The following is a 19,197-nucleotide window of genomic DNA, read 5'->3' on the forward strand; positions in this document are numbered from 1 at the left end:
CTCCAATCAAACATCGACAATAAATCAACAACCTATTTCAGGGAAATGCAAAATATGAGCGCTCAGGAAACTCAATTAAAGCTAGAATTGGCAAAAGTTCAGCAACTTTATCGCAAAATGCAGGCAGATCGGAAAGCTTTGCAGCAGCAATTGAAAGAGTTTAAAACTCAGACAGGAAACTTTTCCGATGTCGTCGAGCAAGTCTTGCCTTCCGTAGTTTCAGTTTACGTGATGGATTGGGATACAGGAGAAGAAATTTCTTCCGGGAGCGGCTTTTTTGTATCTCCTGACGTAATTGTCACTAACTATCACGTTATCGAAGATATTGCCGATGAAGATTACTTCTACGAGGAAGATGAAGTCGAACAGGTTTTAGTGGAAACTTACGACGGAAAGTTGAGAATGGCAGAGGTGGTATTTACAGGTAATGCGGAAGAGGATTTAGCATTGCTGTTGATTACTGGTTTTATCATCGATCCGGCAACAGGGGAACAAGTGGAGTCTCCCGAAGAATATCCTCCCCTAGAATTGTCTTTTGATGTCAAAGTGGGCGATCGGGTAATTGCTGTGGGCAATCCTATGGGACAGTTTGCTGCAACTGTAACTCAAGGTATTATTAGTGCAATTCGCGAACCGGAAGAGTATGAGGTGGGCGAGGATGATGAGGATGAGATTGCCGAGGTGAAGGTGTTGCAAACGGATGCGGCGATTAATCCGGCAAATTCGGGCGGGCCCTTGATTAATATGGCCGGTCAAGTGGTTGGGGTGAATACGTGGGGGTTGGAAGATGCTGATACTATTAATTTGGCGATCGCCTCCGTTGCATTGGATGACTTCTTGGCTGGATTTGAAGAAACTTTTGAGGGTGAACCTGATGAGGAATAGTCGCTAGTTGTCGGTAATCTGTGATTCGGGCGATCGCACTTTTTGTGAAAAGATGTGAAAAGGGCGATCGGCTCAAACGACGGTTCAAGCAAATAGTAGGTTTTTTGCGATCGTCTTAGGTTTTGGGAGAGATGTACCGTCTCCCTGATATTCTTCAACTAAAAGCTCTAATACTTTAATCATACATAGCGATCGCCCTTCTCCCAAAAAAGCGATCGCCCTCCCTCCCATACATTCACAGCGATCGCCCTTACACACAAAAAAGCCGTCCTTCTAGCGATGAGTATTGGATATTTATTATGCGGCCTCGGTCAAAGTTCTGACACGCAAAACTTCATTAGACATTAACGGTTCAATTTCCGACTCAGCTAAAGTAATTACAGCTATAGTTTCACCTAAAGCATTAAAAACTTCAAGACTGTAGCCATCCTCATCGGGGTGGGGATGATGCTCAACAATAGTGGCAATATCTCCTCGACAGAGTTTGTACTTGGGTACATCGGTTCGTAATGCTACTCTTTTAAACAAGGGAAATTTCATTTTCATAGCTCCTTATACATCACATTGCCAATTTTTATGCTATATTTGATTGGGGTTCATCTGTTTAATAAAAATAATTAATGTATGAATTTGCGCTTTTATATCGATCCTGAAACTGATTTACCTCATATCTATGAGCATGGAGTTAATGAGGTAGAAGTTGAGGATATACTGAGAAAGCCAGGTGAGGATCGTTTGGGGCGCGAAGGTACGCGGGTAGCTATTGGTCAAACTATAGATGGTCGTTATCTTAAGATAGTTTACGTTCCTGAACCTGAGTCATATAGCGCTTTTGTTATAACAGCGTATGAGTTAACAGGTAAACCTTTGAGTGCTTATAAACGCCGACAACGTGGTAGGTAAATATGGCAACACAAAATCAATTTCCCTTGAGTTGGGATGAAAAACGAGTGCGCCAAACGATCGAACATTACGATCGACAGTCAGAAGATGAAGCAGTAGCAGAAGATGAAGCAGCGTTTGACAATAAAGATCAAGCGTTTGTCCAAATTCCTTTGGAGTTATTACCGTTAGTTAGAGAGTTAATCGCTAAACATTATGCCAGTGTTTAAGACCAGATAAATAAAGGCGATCGCACTTCGCATCCAGAAAGGCGATCGCTCTTTTTTTACCGCAAATTAACGACGAGGAAAGAAGGGCGATCGCCCTTCTTTCCAGAAAGGCGATCGCACTTCCCCAAAAAAGCGATGAGCTTGACAAAAGCGTAAAACAGGTGGTAATCTGAATAAGATGAATATAAATGGAAATTTTAATTATGCCAATTGCACAATTATTTCCTCTGCTTGGTCATTTATCCCGTGTGGATAAATTAAGAGTAATAGAATTTTTGGTTTCTGAGTTAGCAAAAGAAGAAGATTTGGCTAACTTAGAGTCTAAAGATAATTATTTTGAGATGTTGCATAATTCCGATGAAGGAGCACGTCAATTGGCACAGTTTTTAGAGGAACAAAAGCAACTGCAAAATGCTTAATGGTGAAAAATACTCTTTTGCCTCTAAATTCGATCGCTTTGGCGAGGTATCTTATGCGCCTTATTTACCGATAATATTAAGCTATCGAAACCAGTCAATTGAAATGATGGGGTTGCTGGATACTGGGGCAAGCATGAATGTTTTGCCTTATGAAATTGGTTTACAATTAGGGGCTGTTTGGGACGAACAAACCTTTGTTATTTCTTTATCTGGAAATCTGGCAAATATCGAGGCTAGGGCTTTGTTGTTGTCAGGGACAGTCAGCAGGTTTGCACCAGTTAACTTGGCTTTTGCTTGGACTAGACAAAGAAATATGCCCATCATTTTAGGAAGGTTAAATTTTTTGGCAGAGTTTGATGTTTGTTTTTATGTATCTGAACTAGGATTTGAAATTGCGCCTAAGCAATCTCACTAATAGGTGGTTATAAGGGGTCGGCCTTCCACACAAAAGAGCGATCGCCCTTCCCATCCAGAAAGGCGATCGCTCTTTTTTGAAAGGGGATAAAAAGAGCGATCGCACTTGAAAAGACAAGGACAATTGCACTCAGCTACACCAGCAGATGAATTTAAACTGTCTAATCTTCAGTAGGACAATATCAGTCTATCATTTTGATAATGCGTGGGATGAGTTGGGTGGGGGCGGGTTTATCAAGATTATTGGTGGGTGGCAAAATTGATCGGCAAACCCGCCCCTACAGATTTTATTCAATATTTTACCATCAATTGTATCCCACATTTTACCATCCATGTAGGGGCGGTTTTATCAAGATATTTGACAGCCACCGCTCAATATCCACTATCCCAGTTAGGTGGACAAAGAATAGGCTTGTTTAAACCCAAGAAAGCAATTCTAGGATCGGTTTCCACCCCTTCCTGGCAAGATCCTGCGCGTGGGGCTAATCCACCAATAAACGTATTACAAATACCACATTGAGTTTTTCCATCTACAGGTCCGTCTTCTGTCATTACTGGTCCCTGGATAGCACATCCTCCCCGATTCATTGTCATATTATTGTACTTTTCAACACCTGTTACTCGACAGGCTCTCAACTGCTGTTGTGGAGGTTGTTGAGGTTGCTGTGCAGTTTGCTGTCCTTGAGGTTTTTCACGTTTTTTGCATAGATTTTTCCAAGGTCCATCAAAACCTGGAAGTTTAGCACCAGCTATTCCAGCAGCACCCAGAGGAGTTCTAACGCTTATGCGATTAGTAACATTAAGAGCTGTGAGTGTGTCTTGTCCAAACTTTCCTAGTTTTAGTCCTCTTCCAATAACTGAATTTAAGGGTAAAGGAGGAATACCGCCGAATACCATATAGCAGCCAACAGATCCTAAATAATGTAGCAAAAATATAAGGGGTGAAACAGAACTACCTATACCTGTGGCTACTGCAATAAGTGCGGCTGCTTGCATAAATGGAACAACATCGCATAAACCTCTTAATGTACCACATGCAATTTTATCTTCATATTGCGTATATCTATCAGTCCAACCCGCTACAATATTTGTCTTGTTACCCTTTTGTGATGGAGGCAACAAAATTATATTACTGGAGAGTAAAACCTCATTATTTGTTTTGCTTTGGAATGAATTGCTGTCAAGGGGAAAATCTTTTTGAATGTTTTTCCCTTCTTCCTGATAAATTAATCTTCCTGTTTTTGAGCTTAATTTTTCCAAGATCACGATTTCATTAGAACTACTTGTAGCAACAATTTTCTGGCCCCGCTCTTGAAAATCAAAGGAGTATGTCTTAGATCCACAAGCATCAGGAGTTGAAGGTACATATCTTGCAGTTTCAAAGAATGACTCACTATCAACAGTTTTAAAGGTAGCTGTAAGAATACAATCTTCAGGGCTTCTGAGAGTAAATTCAAAAGTGTCAGAGCTTAAAGCCCTAGCATCTGTCATTGTCACCCCGTCAGGTTCAATGGCTCTATCTGCTGAAGAACCCGAACCCGGATTATCAAAATCAGGACGCACCGGCTGATTCGGCCCCGGATCTTGAGGAAACGGCGGCGCTTGCGGATTACTCCCAGGCGGTACACTCGGTGCATCATCAAATTCCCCCGGAGCTCGCTGCACCAACCAATCCGAAATATTCCTTTCCACAGCAGGCGGAGTCGCCGCCACCACCCGATCGGACGAATTAACTAAATTCACCGTGCAAATAGTAGAATTAAAACTAAAAACCGTACAAAGTGCAGCCGATAAAGCCCGATTGACAAACGTACCAGGAGCCAGCAAAGCACTCATTAAAACAGCAATAAAACTGACAATACCCAGAGCAAAAAGACGAATACGACGCATAATTTACCTCACGTAAACAATTAACTAAACATCCGCATTCCGATCAATCTTGTAGGGGCGGGTTCGCCAAGATATTTGACACCCATCGACAAATTCGTCAACCCGCCCCCACCCCACGCAAAAATTAAAGAATTAATTGAATTTAACGGTGTGGGGGATGTTATTCGGGTTTATTCGTTGGGTGGGGGCGGGTTTATCAAGATTATCTGTGGGTGACAAAATTCATCGGCGAACCCACCCCTACGAATTTTATTCATGTTTTATTATCAATTTCATCCCTCATTTTGCCACCTCAATAAAAGCGATCGCCCTCACGCCCTAAAACGGCAAAATCCTCCGAATACCCCGTTGAATCACATCTTTAACAATATTTTTACCAAAATCTCCAAACCAACCCTGAGCCTCCCCAGGCTTTACCTCTTCCGCATCCACATTAGCTGGCGGTTTATTATCAATTTTAAAAGCAGATTTATCTATCCCCACCTGCGACATCATCCCCACAAAAGTATTAATCGGAATCGCTGAATTAAACCCCGTTTTCGCCTCTCCCGTATTTTGTCCACTCTCATTTTGAACTGCTATAAGACCGTCAGTATCTCCCTGTCCGTGAATACCAATCACTCGACCACTAACATCAAAAACAGGCCCGCCACTCATTCCCCGCCGCGTCACCGCAGCATAACGCATCGTATATCCTTGATCGTTACTTGACCGGACATTAGTAACTTGCCCATTGGTAAACTGATATTCTCGTTCTTGACTCCCCACACCCGCAGGTAAAGGATATCCCGAAATATAAACCCCCGATCCAATCGTTGCTTCATCGGAATTGCTAATCGGTGCAACGGAATATTCTTCGTCACTTTCAAATACCACAACTGCTAAATCCGGCCCGCTCTCATTATTCCGCAAACCCTTGACATCCGTCACCTTATGCTCTTTCCCCTTAGAAGTCCGAATCATAAATTCAGTATTAGGATTTTTCACGACATGATTTGCCGTTAGCACCGTGTATGTTTTACCTTTCTTAGTAATAATTACTCCAGAACCACTATCTCCTGGACTCAGGATATTGTTGATCTGTACTGTAGTGGGAACTGCTATTTGAGCGACTTCTTTAGCAGTTTTTGCCATGACAGGCTGGCTAATCATAATTGCTGCAACTGTTGCGGTTCCTGCTACGATCGCCGGAACATAATTAAAACGAGAAACTCCGAAATTCATAAATAACTCCCTTGATAATCTGAAACAAAATGTCAAATAATGGCGTACAAGTTCTAAATTTTGTAGGGCAATCCCTCCGTGGTTGCCCCAAATTTCGGGGATTTTGTAGGGGCAATCCCCCCGTGGTTGCCCCTAATTTAAGGGCGCGCACGGGGGCACCGCCCCTACAAAGAAACTCGCGCATAACGCAAATAGGTACTAATCGGAATTCCCCAACTAGAATTAACCATGAGTTCCAACATTGCTCCCGATGGCTCAGTTCCATCCTCAAAGGCATAAATTCCAAAATCTGGATCGCCGTTCTTCATCCGACCATTAATCCCAATTAAAAGCCCCCGATCGTTAAAAATTGGCCCGCCGCTCATCCCTACAGCAATATCATTTGTGTATCCCAAACGATATCCTTGAGCGAGGGATTTTGGTGGCAGCACCGATACAGCACCTTGGGTAAATCTAAATGCCCGAATTCCTTGCTCGAAAGTAGTTGTTAAACTGCGGCCCCGATACATCGGAAATCCGGCGGCAAATACGGGTTCTCCTACTCTTAATAAATCAGTGCTAATTTGGGCGACTTGATAGGTGTTGGAACTGCGAAATTGGACGATCGCCAAATCCGCATTTCCCAACTGTCTCGGAGCACCCAGCAGCCGATAACGCTCACCGTCCGGGGCGATCGCGGTATGCTGCTGGCTGAAACCGACAACGTGCCAATTTGTCAGCACCGTGTAAACTTGACCCTGCCGCTGGACGATCGCCCCGGAACCTGAAGCATCAGGCGTTAAAATACGTACCGTCGTTAGCTTTGCCAACCTTTCAACATCGGCATTTTGAGCATCAGTAACGGGAGAATTTGCGCTAACTGGTTGGGCAATAACGCTGCAACTAGCTGGAAAAATACTCAGCACAACCGCACAAACTCCCGTCAGTCCCAGTCTTCGCAAATTCATCACCTTAAAGCTCCCGCGATCCGGCACCAGTGCTCGGTTGGGTGGGGGCTACTCGCGGTTGCCCTGATGCGGGTTTTGGCGCAGCTACGGGCGCGATCGTACTTCCCTCGTCCCCCAACCTGCCGCTGACATCAATGAACGGAATACTGTCTTTGCTTTCAGACAGAGAAGGCGCACCCGCTTGTCCCTCCCGCCAAGCCAAGAGATTATTCAGTGTTTTCACTGCATCTTGATTCGGTTTCAGTGTAAATATCAATCCTTGGCAGCGGCCATTTACTTGGCTGGCAGTGCAAACCACTCGCTGTCCGTTCATTAGCCCTACAGTGATGAACTTAAGCTCTTTGTTACTGCGGAAAGTTTCCAGGCGACTGCTCACCTCGCGACAACGAGTCGCAGGATCGTACCCAGCACCGGAGAAATCATTAGAAACCCACCGAATCCAAGGTTCTCGATTTCCCTGTACGTTTTGATACATCGTAATCGGCACACCGCTTGAATTGTCGCACCAAAAACCGCGCTGTCCCGGTGCCGGTTGACTTTGAGCGGGTTTAGCGCTTAAAGATACGCTGCTAAGGGCGATCGCGATCGCCCCTACTGTCAAAGCAGTCATTGATTGCCATTTGCTCATGATTATTAACTTCTCTCAAAAAACTAATTATTTGCCAATAAACAACAAGCCGGAAAAGTGACAAATGCGATCGCACGGATCGCCTGCTGCCATTTCCCCAGCCCCGCGAAACTCACATCCGTCACAGACTAGGTTTTATGTCACCTATATTCAGTTGATTCAAACTTTAATGCTGTCAGCCCTCACAGCCGTACAGCCTAGATGCACTTTAGGGTTGAAAAACCCTAAAATGATATTTTACATCATTCTCTTCTATTTATCAATACCCCAATGCAAAAATTTTATTAGCGATCGCCCTCGGTTGAAAAACCCCATTTATTTAGCAGATCCCGGTAAGGAAACAGCAATGCCACGTCCCTACAGATATCGCGTAAAATCTAGCTGTTAGCGTGTTTAACCTGACGGATTAGCGTAATAGCCCGATCGCACTTTACCTTCTCGACTTCCACTCCTCAACATCTTCATCAGTAATAAAATACCGATAATGAGTCGAACCCTTAACAGTAGTTACCCGAATCAAATTTTTCTTCTCCCTCTCACTCTCAATAGTCACCTCTCCAAACCCAGTTTTTTCCCAAGTTTCCGACAGAATGTCCTCGATTTTATCAAAAACCAGATTAATCGGATTATCCCTACTTTCTCGCCCCGATCGCATATCTGTTTCCACCTTCTGACTGGACTTAGATTTACTATTACTGTCTCCCGCTTTCTCAGCCCGATCGCCCGCAGCATCATTTGACACAAACCCCATAGCTTTTTCCTCCCCAAACTTCAGCTTCTATAGGTATTTAGGAAAAAGCCTTCTATTTTTACGCATATTGGCAGGTTTTGTAACAATAATTTACACCATCGCCCCCAGCGCCATTCATACATAGTCAGGTACAATACGTGCGATCGCAATCAGTACGTCCGCCATTAGCAATTCCCAGTATTTGTATCGGAATTATCAAAACATATCTTATCTACCAGAAACTCCATACTTCCTACCTCTAAGGTCGATTTGAGACTAGAGATTTGAGACAAGAAATTTGAGATTTCCTTCACAGCCTCTACTAAATGCTTGAACCGAGCACTAAAAAAATTGCTTAACCATCGACAATAGAGATTTATACTTGTTTTTTGGACGGCACGTTAACATTGTGTCCCTCGCCATTTAAACTTGATCTAGCCTAACTATCCCAAGGAACACAAAAAAATAATGCGAATTTTATTTGTATCCGCCGAAGCAGCACCCCTAGCCAAAGTGGGCGGTATGGGCGATGTCGTCGGCGCTTTGCCTAAATTTCTGCGCCGCATGGGTCACGATGTCCGCATCTTCATGCCCTACTACGGCTTCGTCCCCGACAAAATGGACGTTCCCAAAAAACCTGTTTGGAATGGGGCGGCCATGTTCCAAAGCTTCTCCGTCTTTGAAACTCTTTTGCCGGGAACCGATGTACCTTTATACTTATTGCAACATCCATCTTTCTTACCACGCCGGGTTTACGGCGGCGTAGATGAAGATTGGCGGTTCACTTTCTTTGCCAATGCTGCCGCTGAATTTGCCTGGAATCACTGGAAACCACAAATTATGCACTGTCACGACTGGCATACGGGGATGATACCTGTTTGGATGAAGCAAGACCCCGATATCAGCACAGTTTTTACTATTCACAATTTAGCTTATCAAGGGCCGTGGCGCTGGCGTTTGGATCAGATGACTTGGTGCCCTTGGTATATGCAAGGTCACAATACAATGGCTGCGGCTGTACAGTTTGCCGATCGCGTAAATACAGTTTCGCCCACCTACGCCGAACAAATCAAAACCCCAGCCTATGGGGAAACTTTGGAAGGTTTGCTATCTTTCCTCGGCGGCAAAGTATCAGGTATTTTGAACGGAATTGATACAGAATCTTACAACCCAGAAACTGACAAGTACCTCCACCAACAATTCAGTGTTGATACTATTGACAAGCGCCCAGTTAACAAAATTGCGCTGCAAGAAGAAGTCGGTTTGGAAGTGAATAAAAATGCCCTGTTAATCGGCATGGTGACGCGGCTAGTAGAACAGAAGGGGCTGGATTTGATCATTCAAATGCTCGATCGCTTCATGGCCTATACCGACGCTCAGTTTATTGTACTCGGAACTGGCGATCGCTACTACGAAACCCAACTCTGGCAAATGACCGCCCGCTATCCCGGCCGAATGTCCACCCAATTACTCTACAACGACGCCCTCTCCCGCCGCATTTACGCAGGCTGCGACACCTTCCTGATGCCCAGCCGTTTCGAGCCCTGCGGCATCAGCCAAATGCTCGCCCTCCGCTACGGTTGCGTCCCAATGGTGCGCCGCACCGGCGGTTTAGTCGATACTGTATCTCACAACGACCCGATTAATGATACCGGCACAGGTTACTGTTTCGATCGCTACGAACCCCTCGACTTATTCACCTGCATGATCCGAACATGGGAAGGTTTCCGCTACAAAGATAAGTGGAAAGAACTGCAAAAGCGCGGCATGAAAGAAGATTTTGGCTGGGACATTTCTGCCAGAAAATATGTCAACTTGTACAGCGAAATTCTCGGCATCTCACCAGACGAAATCGCACCGGAACCGGAAACCGAATTAATCATTGGTAAAGGTTAATCTCTTTCTTTGTAGGGTGCGTCAGGCGTTATTGTCGCTTTAATGAGTAGGATATTTGCTGACGCACCCTACAGTAACTGTAATAGTGAAGTTGATTCACGTCCGCATCATCACCAATTACCAATTACCAATTACCAATGCCCAATGCCCAATGCCCAATGCCCAATTCCCAATTAATCAACAAATACATCCAAAGGTAAATGACCGTAAGTCCCGCTAACTCCACCTTCTTCAGAAGATTGGCACGATACTAACACGCCCCGATAAGTTCCAGGATAGCCATCAACATAATACGAACCCTTCAAAGTATTGAACTTAATATAAACCGAACCAGTAAATGCAGCAAAAGCGCTTGGATCTAAAACAGGATCATATCCCAAAGCCTTCAAATAAGTTGCTAAAGCTGCAAAACCCTCATCCGTCGAAGTCGCGCAAACTCCCAGCATTTGGTAATCCGACAAACTTGCTACCAGCAAAATCGCTTCACGCAGCGCCTGTTTTTCCAGCGGCGATGCTACAGATTGCATATCCAGACAAGTGAAATCTTTGAGGATTTGCTGTGCTGCTTCTACAGTTAGGGTAGTCGGGTTTTGAGTAGACATCAATTGCTCTGATATTTCCAAAAAGTACGATCGACACTCGGGTACTCGTCAGTCGATTTTAGATTTTAGATTTTAGATTTTAGATTGACTCCATAGATGAATCTGGGAGATCCAACCAAAGTCTAAATTTGGGGAATCTTTACGACTCCTGTCAAGGGCTTGCATCCCTATCCAGGTGAGGTCAACGGATTTCTGCCATTGCAACCCTCGATCGACAGCCGTAACACTCGCGCCAGCCCCGATTATAACGCATTTTGGGTTCTCGGAAGCATTTTGGGCGATCGGCTTACGGCATCCACACTCTACCTAGATTCCAAAGAAATACCAAAAAAAATGTCAAGTTAGCTGAATTTGCCTCTATTAATGGTAGAGGTAAAAAGCACACAACTTGGTAAAGAAAGTATGAGCTTCGAGCAATTGTTAGAAAACATAAAATTCCTGGAAAATTTTCTTTTTAGACTGCTACACAAAGTCAAACTGATTTACTTATTGGTGATATTTGCCATCAGTATAGGTATTTCTGGCTGGACAGTAGAATCTAACTTCACCAGAATCCCTATAATCGGTTTTCACAACATTGTAGACACTCGCAATCCCGCCGACTTACCACCTCGGAGGCTCGCTTTTCCCACTAACTACACCAAACAAGACTTGTCAGTATTTTTAGAATATCTAATTAAAGAAAACTATTGGTTTTTATCATCTCAAGACTTGTACGTATACTTTATTGACAAGTCGCAGCCAATACCCGCTAAAAATCTCGGTCAAAAACCAATCATGATAACCTTTGACGACGGCTACAAAGGCGTTCATGAAAATGCACTTCCAATATTAGAAAAGTTGTCTGTAACCAACAAAGAAAAGGGTAAATTTGTGTTATTTGTCAACCCTCACTTTTTAGGTATTGATATGGGCAAAGATTTTTTAGCACACACTACTTGCAACGATTTAAGAGATGGATATCAAAAAGGTTTTTATGACATTCAGTCACACGGTTTTACTCACAAAGACTTAACTAAGGTGAGCGGAAAAGAATTAGAATTTGAAATTGCAAAATCTAAGTTAGAGTTGAGAAAATGTCTGGGGGATTTAGACAAAAATAAAGTTATCGGCGCTCACATCGCCTATCCCTACGGCGCATCAGACTCGGAAGTGGAAGATATTTTGCCTAAATATCATTTAAGTGGCTTTTTGTACAATGACCATTTATTTAGAGTAAACCGACTGGAAAATAACTACCGCATCTCTCGCATCACTGTCGATAAAAATACGTCGCCTACAGATTTAATTAGGATAGCCAAAAGAGCTTCTACTTTGAGAAAGAAAGAGTGGCTTTAGGCAGCATTTCGGGTTTTTATATCTCTTTGATTGGGCGAGTTGATGTATCCCCAGAGCCACTGAGGCGCGCGTCTATTGTGTCATCTGGAAAACAAACTATAGCGGTTCTTAATCGTGGTTAGGTATCCCCGATGCCCTGTTTGGCCGATGCCCCATGCCCATGAGTACCTCATCTTTCTGAGAAAGGCTATAGTAGTTTTTATCGGTGTTTTCACGTTTAGATCAGTCCGCGTTTTTTCAGCTTTGCTAACGCATCTTCAGCCGCATTTTTCTCAGCATCTTTCTTGCTTTTGCCTTTACCTTCTCCATAGGATTTGTCTCCAACATAAACTTTAGCGAGAAATTCGGGCTGATGGGGCGTTCCTCCTGCTTGGACTGTCACGTATTTGGGCGGAGTCGTGTCACCGTTGGCTTGTACCCATTCTTGAAAGCGGTTTTTCGAGTCTACAGTCGATCGCGTTTCCACCACATTGTCGGGAACAGAATCAAACATTTGCCACACAAACTCGCGAACTTTGTCCATATCTTCCGTGTCGAGATAGTAAGCGCCAATGAATGCTTCAAAGGTGCTGCTGAGCAAATTTGGATTAGTAATTCCACCTTCTCGATAAGCTCCTTTGCCGAGCCGCATTTTTAAGTCTAAACTGATTTCAGTAGCAAATCTGGCTAATTGTTTTTCATCTACCAATGCAGAACGGCGGCGAGTCATTTGATCTTCTCCCATTTCTGGGTGACGCTGATAGAGATATTCGCCGCTGAGAAATGTCAGCAAAGCATCGCCAAGAAATTCTAAGCGTTCGTTGTCTGCTTCGCGGAATGTGGGGTTTTCGTTGACGTAGGAACGGTGGGTTAGTGCTTGGCGCAGCAGTTTTTCATTCTTGAATTGGGGAATCGTTATTTGGAGTTCTTGTGTTTGATTAGTTGATGGCATGGGAGTTTGATAATTGTTATTGATTTTGGAGTTTCTTGTTGTTATGTTGGCGGACATGAAAGAGCCGCAGATGGCGGTTGGTTTGGAGAATCTAGTTTATCAAATAAACTAGATTTTTGCTATCTGCGGCGGGGTAAATGTCGAGGTTGTTTATGCTGTGACTTTGTAAGTCTCGATCGACTTTGGCAATTCATCGATCAAGTAAAATCTATCTGCAAGCTTTTTGAGATTGTGACTATCATTACCTTTGCGGGCAACAATTATTACCTTCTTCCCCTTTTCATGCAGCTTCTGAATCAAAATCTCACCGTAGCCGTCTCCAGAGACAATAATAAATGTGTGTGGGTATAGGCTACTTGAAGCCTCACTAAAGCAGTCTGCTGACAAATGAAAGTCTACAGCATTTTTAATGTTTTGGGATACATGAAAACATTCAAAATTTTGAGAGCGCAAATTTACTTGTGCTGCCTTATTTTGTTGTTGCCAATTATCGTAAACTTTGCGGTTAACTACATATCCAAATTTATTAGCCAAGAGCAATAAATCTGGGGATAGTTTTAAGGTTGGGATGTTTTGATAATCCCAATAAATGGAAACTAAAGCTTGCTGTTGGTAGATTAATCCATTTGAGGTTCGATGAGTGTCCATTTGAGTAATTCCTAAAATTTGGTGGGCTGGACAGCCTCGACATATCACGCATCTAGCATTAATGGAGTGTTGTCTGTGGATTTGCTCAAAAATGAACATCTCGGCACAAGACAATCTGTTACCATAAAACACTTTGATTTTGTAGGGATTTGATTAGCGTCTTAGCTACAGGGTTGATAGAACTGTAACGAGCTTAGTAGCAGCCCGTTGAAGGGAAATCTAACTCTATAATGTTTCGATTTATGTCAAGCTTGTATTAACTTGTTAAAACGACATTAGACTTAATTTCCGCTCAACGGGATTCTAGAAACTTGCTACAGTTCTATCAACCGTGCAGCTAAGACGACTCAATCAACATTCCTTAATTTTGAATGCGATATTTAGTTTTAGCTCTGCCTTTAATCTAGCTTTTTGAATTTTTGATGTCAAGTATTTAGTAAAAATTATTTTTCTGACATTCTTAGACCTCTGAGCAATATTTTCGTGAACCTGACACCGATCGCAAGTTACGCGCTTGCGACAAGAGTGAAACCCCGTTTCTACGAGATTTGGCGACTACTCACAGAACATATCGGGAGAAACCCGGTTTCTCACCCCCGTGCGATCGCCCACAAGCCCCTCTACACGTCGATTCATCCTGCTGACAAGCAGCATTTGAAAAATAAATGTAAAAATATGTTGCAATGTTTCTTTCGCTATGTTAAGTTTAGTTACATAAGGTTGAAATACAACGAGGTTTATGGTCATGGAAAACAAAGACGCAAAAGTAGGCTTCACCGAGTTCGCTGAAACCTGGAACGGTCGTTTGGCAATGCTAGGCTTTGCGATCGGCTTAGCTACCGAATTCCTCACCGGTCAAGGCATTCTCTCTCAAATCGGTTTGATGTAATCAGCTTAACTCCATACAAGAGCTGTAATTTGTGGGGGCGATCGACCCCCTTACAAGTGCGATCGCCCGCACGCAAATAAGTCCCTTCACTCACAGTGAAGGGACTTTTGCATTTTTTATTAAAAAGTCAAACCGATGGCACAATCAAAAAACTTTTTCGTCTCAATATTTATCGTCAGTCAAACTCGATCTTTCCTAAGCAATTCCTACTGAATCCAAAATTCTCGCTTTAGGAGTCAAACCAGTAAGCTTCACCAAGCCTTCTTGTTTGTGAGTCCGCAGGCTGTTACCTAAAATCATCTCCGACAGATCCGGCATTTCCTGCCAGCAGCGCGAGCAGAACCAATAAACGCGATTGTGGCGAGCGTGGCGTAGCAATTGAGAGGAGCAACAAGGGCAACTATTCATGATATTTTAAACCTTCTTTAAGATATGGATCGATAAACCAATTGATTACAGAGATTGAGGAATGCCGCTGTATCTCTACTCCAGGCACAACAATAAAAAAGCTCTTTTCACTCCAAACTTTGAGCGTCTGACAAGTAGCACTTTTGGATGCCCAACAGCAACACCACAATTAGAACCTGAACGCCCCAAGGAGCCCAAGAGAAACCCCAAATAAAACAACCCAGTCCGGCCAAAGCCACAAGAACAAAAATATCTTGAGAGGTTTGCCAGTAAATCCAGACGGCTGCCAGAGAAACTATCAGTAGCAAAATGTAAGCTGATGGCATAGTCGTCTTCTCCCAAGGTTTTGGCAAACAGTCAGGATAGATTCCTGACGATGTGCTTAAATTAAAACTTAAACCTGAAGAACTTATGAAGATAAGTAAGTTGTTACAAAAAAAAATATAATTCTGCCCGATTATATTCAGCATAAAAACCGAGCAGAAATAATTTGTTTTTTTGGTTAGAGATTTCACAGATTTTAAGGCGCACAATCGACCTATGCTTCCTGCCAGCCCAGAGCTTCAGCCACCTGAGCAGCCAAAGCCATCGGTTCAAAAGGCTTAGCAATCACACTCACTACCCCCAAATCTGCGAACATCCGCCTGTCGCTAGCGAGAGCCTTAGCCGTCAATAAAATTACCGGAATGTGCTGGGTAGCATGATTAGCTTGTAACTGTTTAAAAGTAGTAGGCCCGTCTTGGTCGGGCATCATCACGTCGAGGAGAATAGCATCAGGCTGTTCGGCAAGAGCCTTAGCCATACCCTCGCGACCAGAACTTGCGGTCAGGACTTCCCAGCCCCCCACCACCTCAAGACTGACTTGAGCCACTTCCCGAATATCTTCCGCATCGTCAATAACCAAGATGCGTTTGGCAGTCAAAATTAACATCTTTTTTAAGAATCAGAACTGATCACAGACTAGAGGCGAAATGTGAATGTTTTGTAAAGCAAACTTTTTTACCGATCGGACTTTACAGTAAAGCTGCAAAACTGTACAGAAGAATGAAGTTCGGCAACGAGCAATGTACGGGATGTAACGGATGGAAGGAAGAAGGAAATCTTTCCTTCTTCCTCGCGATAGAAGCTATCTAGCGCAAGGGTTTCAGCAATTAAGAACGTCCTAACCGCCTTGGCCGTTGCTATACAACGGAGTCCCCAAAAATCCGCTGTTCGATCGACAATCGCGATTTTGCCCGTCCCTGCCTGTATAATCCGTCTTTGCCAAAAATGACTGGCCCGGACGCACTTCAGACGCCTCGAAAGCTGGTTTTTTAGCGTTTCTGCTGCCTGCAACCCAGTCTTTTGGTAAAAAAGCCTGGTTTCTGCATCCAGGATGGTATGAAAATTTTTGCATTAATATTTTTTCATTAGTCATGGCTAATGCAATTTACCTAATGGGGAATATCATCTCCCTCCCCCATAACTGGCAGACGTAAGAAAAAAGTGCTGCCCTCCCCCAAAATGCTCTCCACCCAAATCCGGCCCCCGTGCTGCTGCACGATACTGCGACAAATAGCCAGCCCCAAACCAGTACCTCCTTTTTGGCGACAATCAGAAGCATCAACCTGTTGAAAGCGCTCAAAGACCATCTCTAGCTTGTCCGCCGGAATGCCGCGTCCTTGGTCTTTAACCGCAATCAGGATTTCCGAACTCACGGGTAAGTGCGGATTGGTGGCAGTCTCGGGAGACAACAAACAAGGAGACGACACTGACTTCAACTCAGCTTTTTCTGCCAAATCCGGATGCTCGATCGACTCACCGCTCAGCCAAATCGTAGCACCTGCGGGCGAAAATTTTATAGCATTGCTGAGCAAATTTGTCAATGCCTGAATTAGCCGATCGGGAACAGCGAGCAATTGCGCCCTCACAGGTCTCACAGACAGAGTAACTCCTGCCTGCTGGGCCATTCCCTGCATCTCGTCAGCCGCCTGCAACATCAGATCCGCGACATTGCAAGTTTGTTTGATGGCAGTGCTGTAATTAGAATCCATGCGCTCTAAATCCAGGATGTCGTTGATCAAGCGCACTAACCGGTCAGTATTAGCTATCGCAATCTCCAGCATCCGCTTGGCTTTCTGGGGGTGAGCCTCAAGCAGGCCGCTGTTGAGGAGACCGAGTGCCCCGTGAATCGAAGTCATGGGCGTCCGCAGTTCGTGGCTGATAACAGATATGAATTCATCTTTCATGTGCTCGACCGCAAGCTGATCGGTGATATCTTTAAAAGTCACCACAGCGCCAATAATTTCGCCTTGTTCTCGCATCGGAGCGACAACGTACTCAACTGGAAAACTGCTGCCGTCTTGCCGACAAAAAACCTCATCCGTGACACGCCGAACCTCTCCGTCTCTCAAGGTGTCTAAAATTTGAGAACATACTGGGTTCGAGAGTTTTCCCGTGGTTGGTGTGGCGCCCTCGGGGGCAAGTTGAGAGCCGGAATTGATATCTGTTGCAGGTGACATTTGCTCGTTAGCGCAGCCCTCGAAGAGGATCGCCTTCGAGCATTCTGCCTGCGAACGGTGTAAGCTTTCAGACAAAGGTCGATCGATCCATTGCTTCGATTCGCAACCAGCCATTCTCACCGCCGCCGGATTGACAAAAGTTACTTTTCCCTGTTTGTCCAACCCGCAAATTCCTTCTGCTGCGGAGAACAAAATCATTTCTGTTTGGTGGCGGAGTTGTTCGAGAGCTTTTTGAACTCGCTTGCTATCGGTGATGTCGCGAGCGATAGTTGAAATGCCCGTTACTGCTCCTGTGGCGTCTTTAATCGGAGAAATCGTCAGAGACACATCTATCTGTTCGCCGTCTTTACGCAAGTGTACGGTTTCGTAATGGTCGATCGTAGTTCCAGCCCGAATATTTTCCAGAATTTGGGGGATTTCCTTGGGGCGTTCGGGAATTGCTAAAATCTCGATCGACTGTCCCTTGACTTCCTGCGCGCAGTAGCCGTAAATCTTCTCGGCTCCTGCATTCCAGCTCTGAATTGTCCCGGCGAGGGTTTTGCCCACGATGCCGTCGTCGGAAGACTCGACAATCGACGCCAAGCGCACGAGTTCATCTCTAGCTTGCTTGTATTCAGTAATGTCGCGGCCCAGTATCACGATACTTTTACGTCTGCCGTCGGCATGAAATACGGGTACTTTAATTACATCGTAGATTTTTACAGTACCGTTCGATCGGGGAACCACTTCTTCTCCCCTACAAAGAGTACCTTTTTCCCACGCTGCTCGATCGCTCACCTCGCAAGCCTGTAGAGCCTCCCCGTAAAAACTGCTGAGTTTTCCTAACTGAGTATCTGTGAGGCTCCGGTAGTTATCTGCTGATAGCTCAAACAATTCCAATATTGCTTGATTTGCCTCCTGCCACCTGCCCTCGCCATCTTTAAAGCAGACAATATCTGGCATGGCATTCATCAGCGATTCGAGATAGGAGTTTTCTTGGAGTGCAGCTTCTACCTCTCCCCGCTTGGCGATTTCCCGTTGCAAATTTTCGTTTGCCGTTTGCAGCGAGTCGATCAACAAACTTTCTGTAAAAGTGCGTTCTTTAATTACTTGTTGAAGTCTGTGGAGTTCTAACGATAGCTGCCTGCGAGCTAACAAATTTTCTACGCGCAAGTGCAGTTGGCTGGCATCTATGGGACTTACTATCAAATCATCAATTCTGCCTTCGAGTTGTTTGGAACTCAGCAAAAACTGCTGCTCGGAAAGAGTCGGCGTTTGGGAATTTATCAATAGCAAAAACGGTAAAAAACTAGGCTCCACCGCAGTTTTTAATGTTTCAACCATGTGCCCGATACGATCGAAGTTTGCCTCGTCGAGAATGCACAAGTCAAAAGCTATTTTTGGAAGAATAAATTCTGAGTTTGGTTCGGAAGTCCAATCGAGTAGCATCACCTCATGCTCAGTGTTGAGGTGTGCGATCTGCAAGGGTTGTTGGTAGCGATCGAGCGAGAGCAAAATGCGGCTCATTAGTTTGATGATTTCCCAATGACTAATGATTAGATGTCCAGTAAATTCACCCATTATTAGGTTTGTAGTGAGGACTTCAGTCCTCAAAAAACAGAGGACTGAATTCCTTACTACGAACCAATTTTCTAGCGCAGGTTTGTAATGAGGACTTTAGTCCTCAAAAAACAGAGGACTGAAGTCCTGACTACAAACCTATTTTATAGCAGGTTTGTAGTTAAGACTTCAGTCC

At 44.3% G+C, this 19,197-nt stretch carries 25 protein-coding genes; 9 read left to right on the plus strand and 16 right to left on the minus strand.

Going from position 1 to position 19,197, the window contains the following annotated elements; genetic code table 11:
• The first annotated feature begins 54 nt into the window (after nucleotides 1-54).
• Complete coding sequence (locus tag JGK36_RS14845) at nucleotides 55-885, plus strand: S1C family serine protease (RefSeq protein ID WP_293176982.1); 831 nt, start codon at nucleotides 55-57, stop codon at nucleotides 883-885.
• Nucleotides 886-969: 84 nt separating this feature from the next.
• Here JGK36_RS14845 and JGK36_RS14850 read toward each other — a convergent pair whose 3' ends face one another.
• Complete coding sequence (locus JGK36_RS14850; RefSeq protein WP_293176984.1) at nucleotides 970-1,143, minus strand: hypothetical protein; 174 nt, start codon at nucleotides 1,141-1,143, stop codon at nucleotides 970-972.
• A 39-nt stretch (nucleotides 1,144-1,182) separates the two neighbouring features.
• On the minus strand, nucleotides 1,183-1,425 hold the full coding sequence (locus JGK36_RS14855; RefSeq protein WP_015176446.1) for a DUF4926 domain-containing protein: 243 nt from the start codon (nucleotides 1,423-1,425) through the stop codon (nucleotides 1,183-1,185).
• Between the two features lie 84 nt (nucleotides 1,426-1,509).
• On the opposite strand from JGK36_RS14855, the gene JGK36_RS14860 reads away from it, so the two are divergent.
• Both JGK36_RS14860 and JGK36_RS14865 read left to right on the plus strand, forming a co-directional pair.
• The gene (locus JGK36_RS14860; RefSeq protein WP_293176988.1) at nucleotides 1,510-1,788 is read left to right on the plus strand and encodes a hypothetical protein; all 279 of its coding nucleotides are present in this window, start codon (nucleotides 1,510-1,512) and stop codon (nucleotides 1,786-1,788) included.
• A gap of 2 nt (nucleotides 1,789-1,790) precedes the next feature.
• Entirely contained in the window at nucleotides 1,791-1,997 is a 207-nt protein-coding gene (locus JGK36_RS14865; protein WP_293191443.1) for a hypothetical protein, read from the plus strand.
• Here the strand turns inward: JGK36_RS14865 and JGK36_RS14870 are convergent.
• Nucleotides 1,975-2,145 carry a hypothetical protein gene (locus JGK36_RS14870; protein WP_293176992.1) on the minus strand — a complete coding sequence of 57 codons (171 nt, stop codon included), beginning with the start codon at nucleotides 2,143-2,145 and terminating at the stop codon, nucleotides 1,975-1,977. The genes JGK36_RS14865 and JGK36_RS14870 overlap by 23 nt on opposite strands.
• 55 nt (nucleotides 2,146-2,200) lie before the next feature.
• Between JGK36_RS14870 and JGK36_RS14875 the strand changes: the two genes are divergently transcribed.
• Nucleotides 2,201-2,416 carry a hypothetical protein gene (locus JGK36_RS14875; RefSeq protein WP_293197188.1) on the plus strand — a complete coding sequence of 72 codons (216 nt, stop codon included), beginning with the start codon at nucleotides 2,201-2,203 and terminating at the stop codon, nucleotides 2,414-2,416.
• Nucleotides 2,409-2,831, plus strand: coding sequence for a retroviral-like aspartic protease (locus tag JGK36_RS14880; RefSeq protein ID WP_293197186.1), 423 nt, complete (start codon nucleotides 2,409-2,411; stop codon nucleotides 2,829-2,831). The genes JGK36_RS14875 and JGK36_RS14880 overlap by 8 nt, the downstream gene beginning before the upstream one ends.
• 371 nt (nucleotides 2,832-3,202) lie before the next feature.
• On the opposite strand, the gene JGK36_RS14885 is transcribed toward JGK36_RS14880, so the two are convergent.
• The 4 genes from JGK36_RS14885 to JGK36_RS14900 form a co-directional block, all read right to left on the minus strand.
• Entirely contained in the window at nucleotides 3,203-4,720 is a 1,518-nt protein-coding gene (locus JGK36_RS14885; RefSeq protein WP_293197184.1) for a hypothetical protein, read from the minus strand.
• Between the two features lie 318 nt (nucleotides 4,721-5,038).
• Nucleotides 5,039-5,944 (minus strand): serine protease, encoded by a 906-nt coding sequence (locus JGK36_RS14890; RefSeq protein ID WP_293177000.1) that lies wholly within the window; start codon nucleotides 5,942-5,944, stop codon nucleotides 5,039-5,041.
• A 164-nt stretch (nucleotides 5,945-6,108) separates the two neighbouring features.
• A complete protein-coding gene (locus tag JGK36_RS14895; protein WP_293197182.1) occupies nucleotides 6,109-6,891 on the minus strand; it encodes a serine protease in 783 nt (260 codons plus the stop codon).
• A 4-nt stretch (nucleotides 6,892-6,895) separates the two neighbouring features.
• Nucleotides 6,896-7,519 (minus strand): COP23 domain-containing protein, encoded by a 624-nt coding sequence (locus tag JGK36_RS14900; protein WP_293197180.1) that lies wholly within the window; start codon nucleotides 7,517-7,519, stop codon nucleotides 6,896-6,898.
• A 64-nt stretch (nucleotides 7,520-7,583) separates the two neighbouring features.
• On the opposite strand from JGK36_RS14900, the gene JGK36_RS14905 reads away from it, so the two are divergent.
• The gene (locus tag JGK36_RS14905) at nucleotides 7,584-7,907 is read left to right on the plus strand and encodes a hypothetical protein (protein WP_293177006.1); all 324 of its coding nucleotides are present in this window, start codon (nucleotides 7,584-7,586) and stop codon (nucleotides 7,905-7,907) included.
• 42 nt (nucleotides 7,908-7,949) lie between these two features.
• Here JGK36_RS14905 and JGK36_RS14910 read toward each other — a convergent pair whose 3' ends face one another.
• Entirely contained in the window at nucleotides 7,950-8,270 is a 321-nt protein-coding gene (locus JGK36_RS14910; protein WP_293177008.1) for a hypothetical protein, read from the minus strand.
• 447 nt (nucleotides 8,271-8,717) lie between these two features.
• On the opposite strand from JGK36_RS14910, the gene glgA reads away from it, so the two are divergent.
• Nucleotides 8,718-10,145, plus strand: coding sequence for a glycogen synthase GlgA (gene glgA, locus JGK36_RS14915; RefSeq protein WP_293177010.1), 1,428 nt, complete (start codon nucleotides 8,718-8,720; stop codon nucleotides 10,143-10,145).
• A gap of 173 nt (nucleotides 10,146-10,318) precedes the next feature.
• Here the strand turns inward: glgA and JGK36_RS14920 are convergent, their stop codons facing one another.
• On the minus strand, nucleotides 10,319-10,747 hold the full coding sequence (locus tag JGK36_RS14920) for a DUF1824 family protein (RefSeq protein WP_293197178.1): 429 nt from the start codon (nucleotides 10,745-10,747) through the stop codon (nucleotides 10,319-10,321).
• Between the two features lie 402 nt (nucleotides 10,748-11,149).
• On the opposite strand from JGK36_RS14920, the gene JGK36_RS14925 reads away from it, so the two are divergent.
• Complete coding sequence (locus tag JGK36_RS14925; RefSeq protein ID WP_293146205.1) at nucleotides 11,150-12,085, plus strand: polysaccharide deacetylase family protein; 936 nt, start codon at nucleotides 11,150-11,152, stop codon at nucleotides 12,083-12,085.
• A 217-nt stretch (nucleotides 12,086-12,302) separates the two neighbouring features.
• On the opposite strand, the gene rnc is transcribed toward JGK36_RS14925, so the two are convergent.
• Nucleotides 12,303-13,016 (minus strand): ribonuclease III, encoded by a 714-nt coding sequence (rnc, locus tag JGK36_RS14930; protein WP_293197176.1) that lies wholly within the window; start codon nucleotides 13,014-13,016, stop codon nucleotides 12,303-12,305.
• A 150-nt stretch (nucleotides 13,017-13,166) separates the two neighbouring features.
• On the minus strand, nucleotides 13,167-13,664 hold the full coding sequence (locus JGK36_RS14935; protein ID WP_293197174.1) for an NYN domain-containing protein: 498 nt from the start codon (nucleotides 13,662-13,664) through the stop codon (nucleotides 13,167-13,169).
• 745 nt (nucleotides 13,665-14,409) lie between these two features.
• Between JGK36_RS14935 and JGK36_RS14940 the strand changes: the two genes are divergently transcribed.
• Nucleotides 14,410-14,553 (plus strand): chlorophyll a/b-binding protein, encoded by a 144-nt coding sequence (locus JGK36_RS14940; protein WP_325314842.1) that lies wholly within the window; start codon nucleotides 14,410-14,412, stop codon nucleotides 14,551-14,553.
• Nucleotides 14,554-14,748: 195 nt separating this feature from the next.
• On the opposite strand, the gene JGK36_RS14945 is transcribed toward JGK36_RS14940, so the two are convergent.
• From JGK36_RS14945 to JGK36_RS14965, 5 genes are all read right to left on the minus strand, one after another.
• The gene (locus JGK36_RS14945; protein ID WP_293146201.1) at nucleotides 14,749-14,961 is read right to left on the minus strand and encodes a hypothetical protein; all 213 of its coding nucleotides are present in this window, start codon (nucleotides 14,959-14,961) and stop codon (nucleotides 14,749-14,751) included.
• 107 nt (nucleotides 14,962-15,068) lie between these two features.
• Nucleotides 15,069-15,287, minus strand: a complete 219-nt coding sequence (locus JGK36_RS14950; RefSeq protein ID WP_293177020.1) for a hypothetical protein — start codon at nucleotides 15,285-15,287, stop codon at nucleotides 15,069-15,071.
• 212 nt (nucleotides 15,288-15,499) lie between these two features.
• Complete coding sequence (locus JGK36_RS14955) at nucleotides 15,500-15,892, minus strand: response regulator (protein WP_293177022.1); 393 nt, start codon at nucleotides 15,890-15,892, stop codon at nucleotides 15,500-15,502.
• 231 nt (nucleotides 15,893-16,123) lie between these two features.
• On the minus strand, nucleotides 16,124-16,357 hold the full coding sequence (locus JGK36_RS14960; protein WP_293177024.1) for a hypothetical protein: 234 nt from the start codon (nucleotides 16,355-16,357) through the stop codon (nucleotides 16,124-16,126).
• Nucleotides 16,358-16,394: 37 nt separating this feature from the next.
• Nucleotides 16,395-19,022 (minus strand): PAS domain S-box protein, encoded by a 2,628-nt coding sequence (locus JGK36_RS14965; protein WP_293197172.1) that lies wholly within the window; start codon nucleotides 19,020-19,022, stop codon nucleotides 16,395-16,397.
• Nucleotides 19,023-19,197: the final 175 nt, after the last annotated feature.

The organism is Microcoleus sp. PH2017_35_SFW_U_B (assembly GCF_020737865.1).
Taxonomy (GTDB): Bacteria; Cyanobacteriota; Cyanobacteriia; order Cyanobacteriales; family Microcoleaceae; genus Microcoleus.

What these genes read in the sequence shown, in the direction of transcription:
- JGK36_RS14965 (WP_293197172.1), bottom strand. Translation starts at nt 19,022, where the DNA reads ATGGGTGAATTTACTGGACATCTAATCATTAGTCATTGGGAAATCATC.
- glgA (WP_293177010.1), top strand. Translation starts at nt 8,718, where the DNA reads ATGCGAATTTTATTTGTATCCGCCGAAGCAGCACCCCTAGCCAAAGTG.
- JGK36_RS14895 (WP_293197182.1), bottom strand. Translation starts at nt 6,891, where the DNA reads ATGAATTTGCGAAGACTGGGACTGACGGGAGTTTGTGCGGTTGTGCTG.
- JGK36_RS14960 (WP_293177024.1), bottom strand. Translation starts at nt 16,357, where the DNA reads ATGCAAAAATTTTCATACCATCCTGGATGCAGAAACCAGGCTTTTTTA.
- JGK36_RS14925 (WP_293146205.1), top strand. Translation starts at nt 11,150, where the DNA reads ATGAGCTTCGAGCAATTGTTAGAAAACATAAAATTCCTGGAAAATTTT.
- JGK36_RS14890 (WP_293177000.1), bottom strand. Translation starts at nt 5,944, where the DNA reads ATGAATTTCGGAGTTTCTCGTTTTAATTATGTTCCGGCGATCGTAGCA.
- JGK36_RS14940 (WP_325314842.1), top strand. Translation starts at nt 14,410, where the DNA reads ATGGAAAACAAAGACGCAAAAGTAGGCTTCACCGAGTTCGCTGAAACC.
- JGK36_RS14875 (WP_293197188.1), top strand. Translation starts at nt 2,201, where the DNA reads ATGCCAATTGCACAATTATTTCCTCTGCTTGGTCATTTATCCCGTGTG.
- JGK36_RS14900 (WP_293197180.1), bottom strand. Translation starts at nt 7,519, where the DNA reads ATGAGCAAATGGCAATCAATGACTGCTTTGACAGTAGGGGCGATCGCG.
- JGK36_RS14955 (WP_293177022.1), bottom strand. Translation starts at nt 15,892, where the DNA reads ATGTTAATTTTGACTGCCAAACGCATCTTGGTTATTGACGATGCGGAA.
- JGK36_RS14945 (WP_293146201.1), bottom strand. Translation starts at nt 14,961, where the DNA reads ATGAATAGTTGCCCTTGTTGCTCCTCTCAATTGCTACGCCACGCTCGC.
- JGK36_RS14860 (WP_293176988.1), top strand. Translation starts at nt 1,510, where the DNA reads ATGAATTTGCGCTTTTATATCGATCCTGAAACTGATTTACCTCATATC.
- JGK36_RS14855 (WP_015176446.1), bottom strand. Translation starts at nt 1,425, where the DNA reads ATGAAATTTCCCTTGTTTAAAAGAGTAGCATTACGAACCGATGTACCC.
- JGK36_RS14910 (WP_293177008.1), bottom strand. Translation starts at nt 8,270, where the DNA reads ATGGGGTTTGTGTCAAATGATGCTGCGGGCGATCGGGCTGAGAAAGCG.
- JGK36_RS14950 (WP_293177020.1), bottom strand. Translation starts at nt 15,287, where the DNA reads ATGCCATCAGCTTACATTTTGCTACTGATAGTTTCTCTGGCAGCCGTC.
- JGK36_RS14920 (WP_293197178.1), bottom strand. Translation starts at nt 10,747, where the DNA reads ATGTCTACTCAAAACCCGACTACCCTAACTGTAGAAGCAGCACAGCAA.
- JGK36_RS14905 (WP_293177006.1), top strand. Translation starts at nt 7,584, where the DNA reads ATGCGATCGCACGGATCGCCTGCTGCCATTTCCCCAGCCCCGCGAAAC.
- JGK36_RS14845 (WP_293176982.1), top strand. Translation starts at nt 55, where the DNA reads ATGAGCGCTCAGGAAACTCAATTAAAGCTAGAATTGGCAAAAGTTCAG.
- JGK36_RS14885 (WP_293197184.1), bottom strand. Translation starts at nt 4,720, where the DNA reads ATGCGTCGTATTCGTCTTTTTGCTCTGGGTATTGTCAGTTTTATTGCT.
- JGK36_RS14865 (WP_293191443.1), top strand. Translation starts at nt 1,791, where the DNA reads ATGGCAACACAAAATCAATTTCCCTTGAGTTGGGATGAAAAACGAGTG.
- JGK36_RS14935 (WP_293197174.1), bottom strand. Translation starts at nt 13,664, where the DNA reads ATGGACACTCATCGAACCTCAAATGGATTAATCTACCAACAGCAAGCT.
- rnc (WP_293197176.1), bottom strand. Translation starts at nt 13,016, where the DNA reads ATGCCATCAACTAATCAAACACAAGAACTCCAAATAACGATTCCCCAA.
- JGK36_RS14880 (WP_293197186.1), top strand. Translation starts at nt 2,409, where the DNA reads ATGCTTAATGGTGAAAAATACTCTTTTGCCTCTAAATTCGATCGCTTT.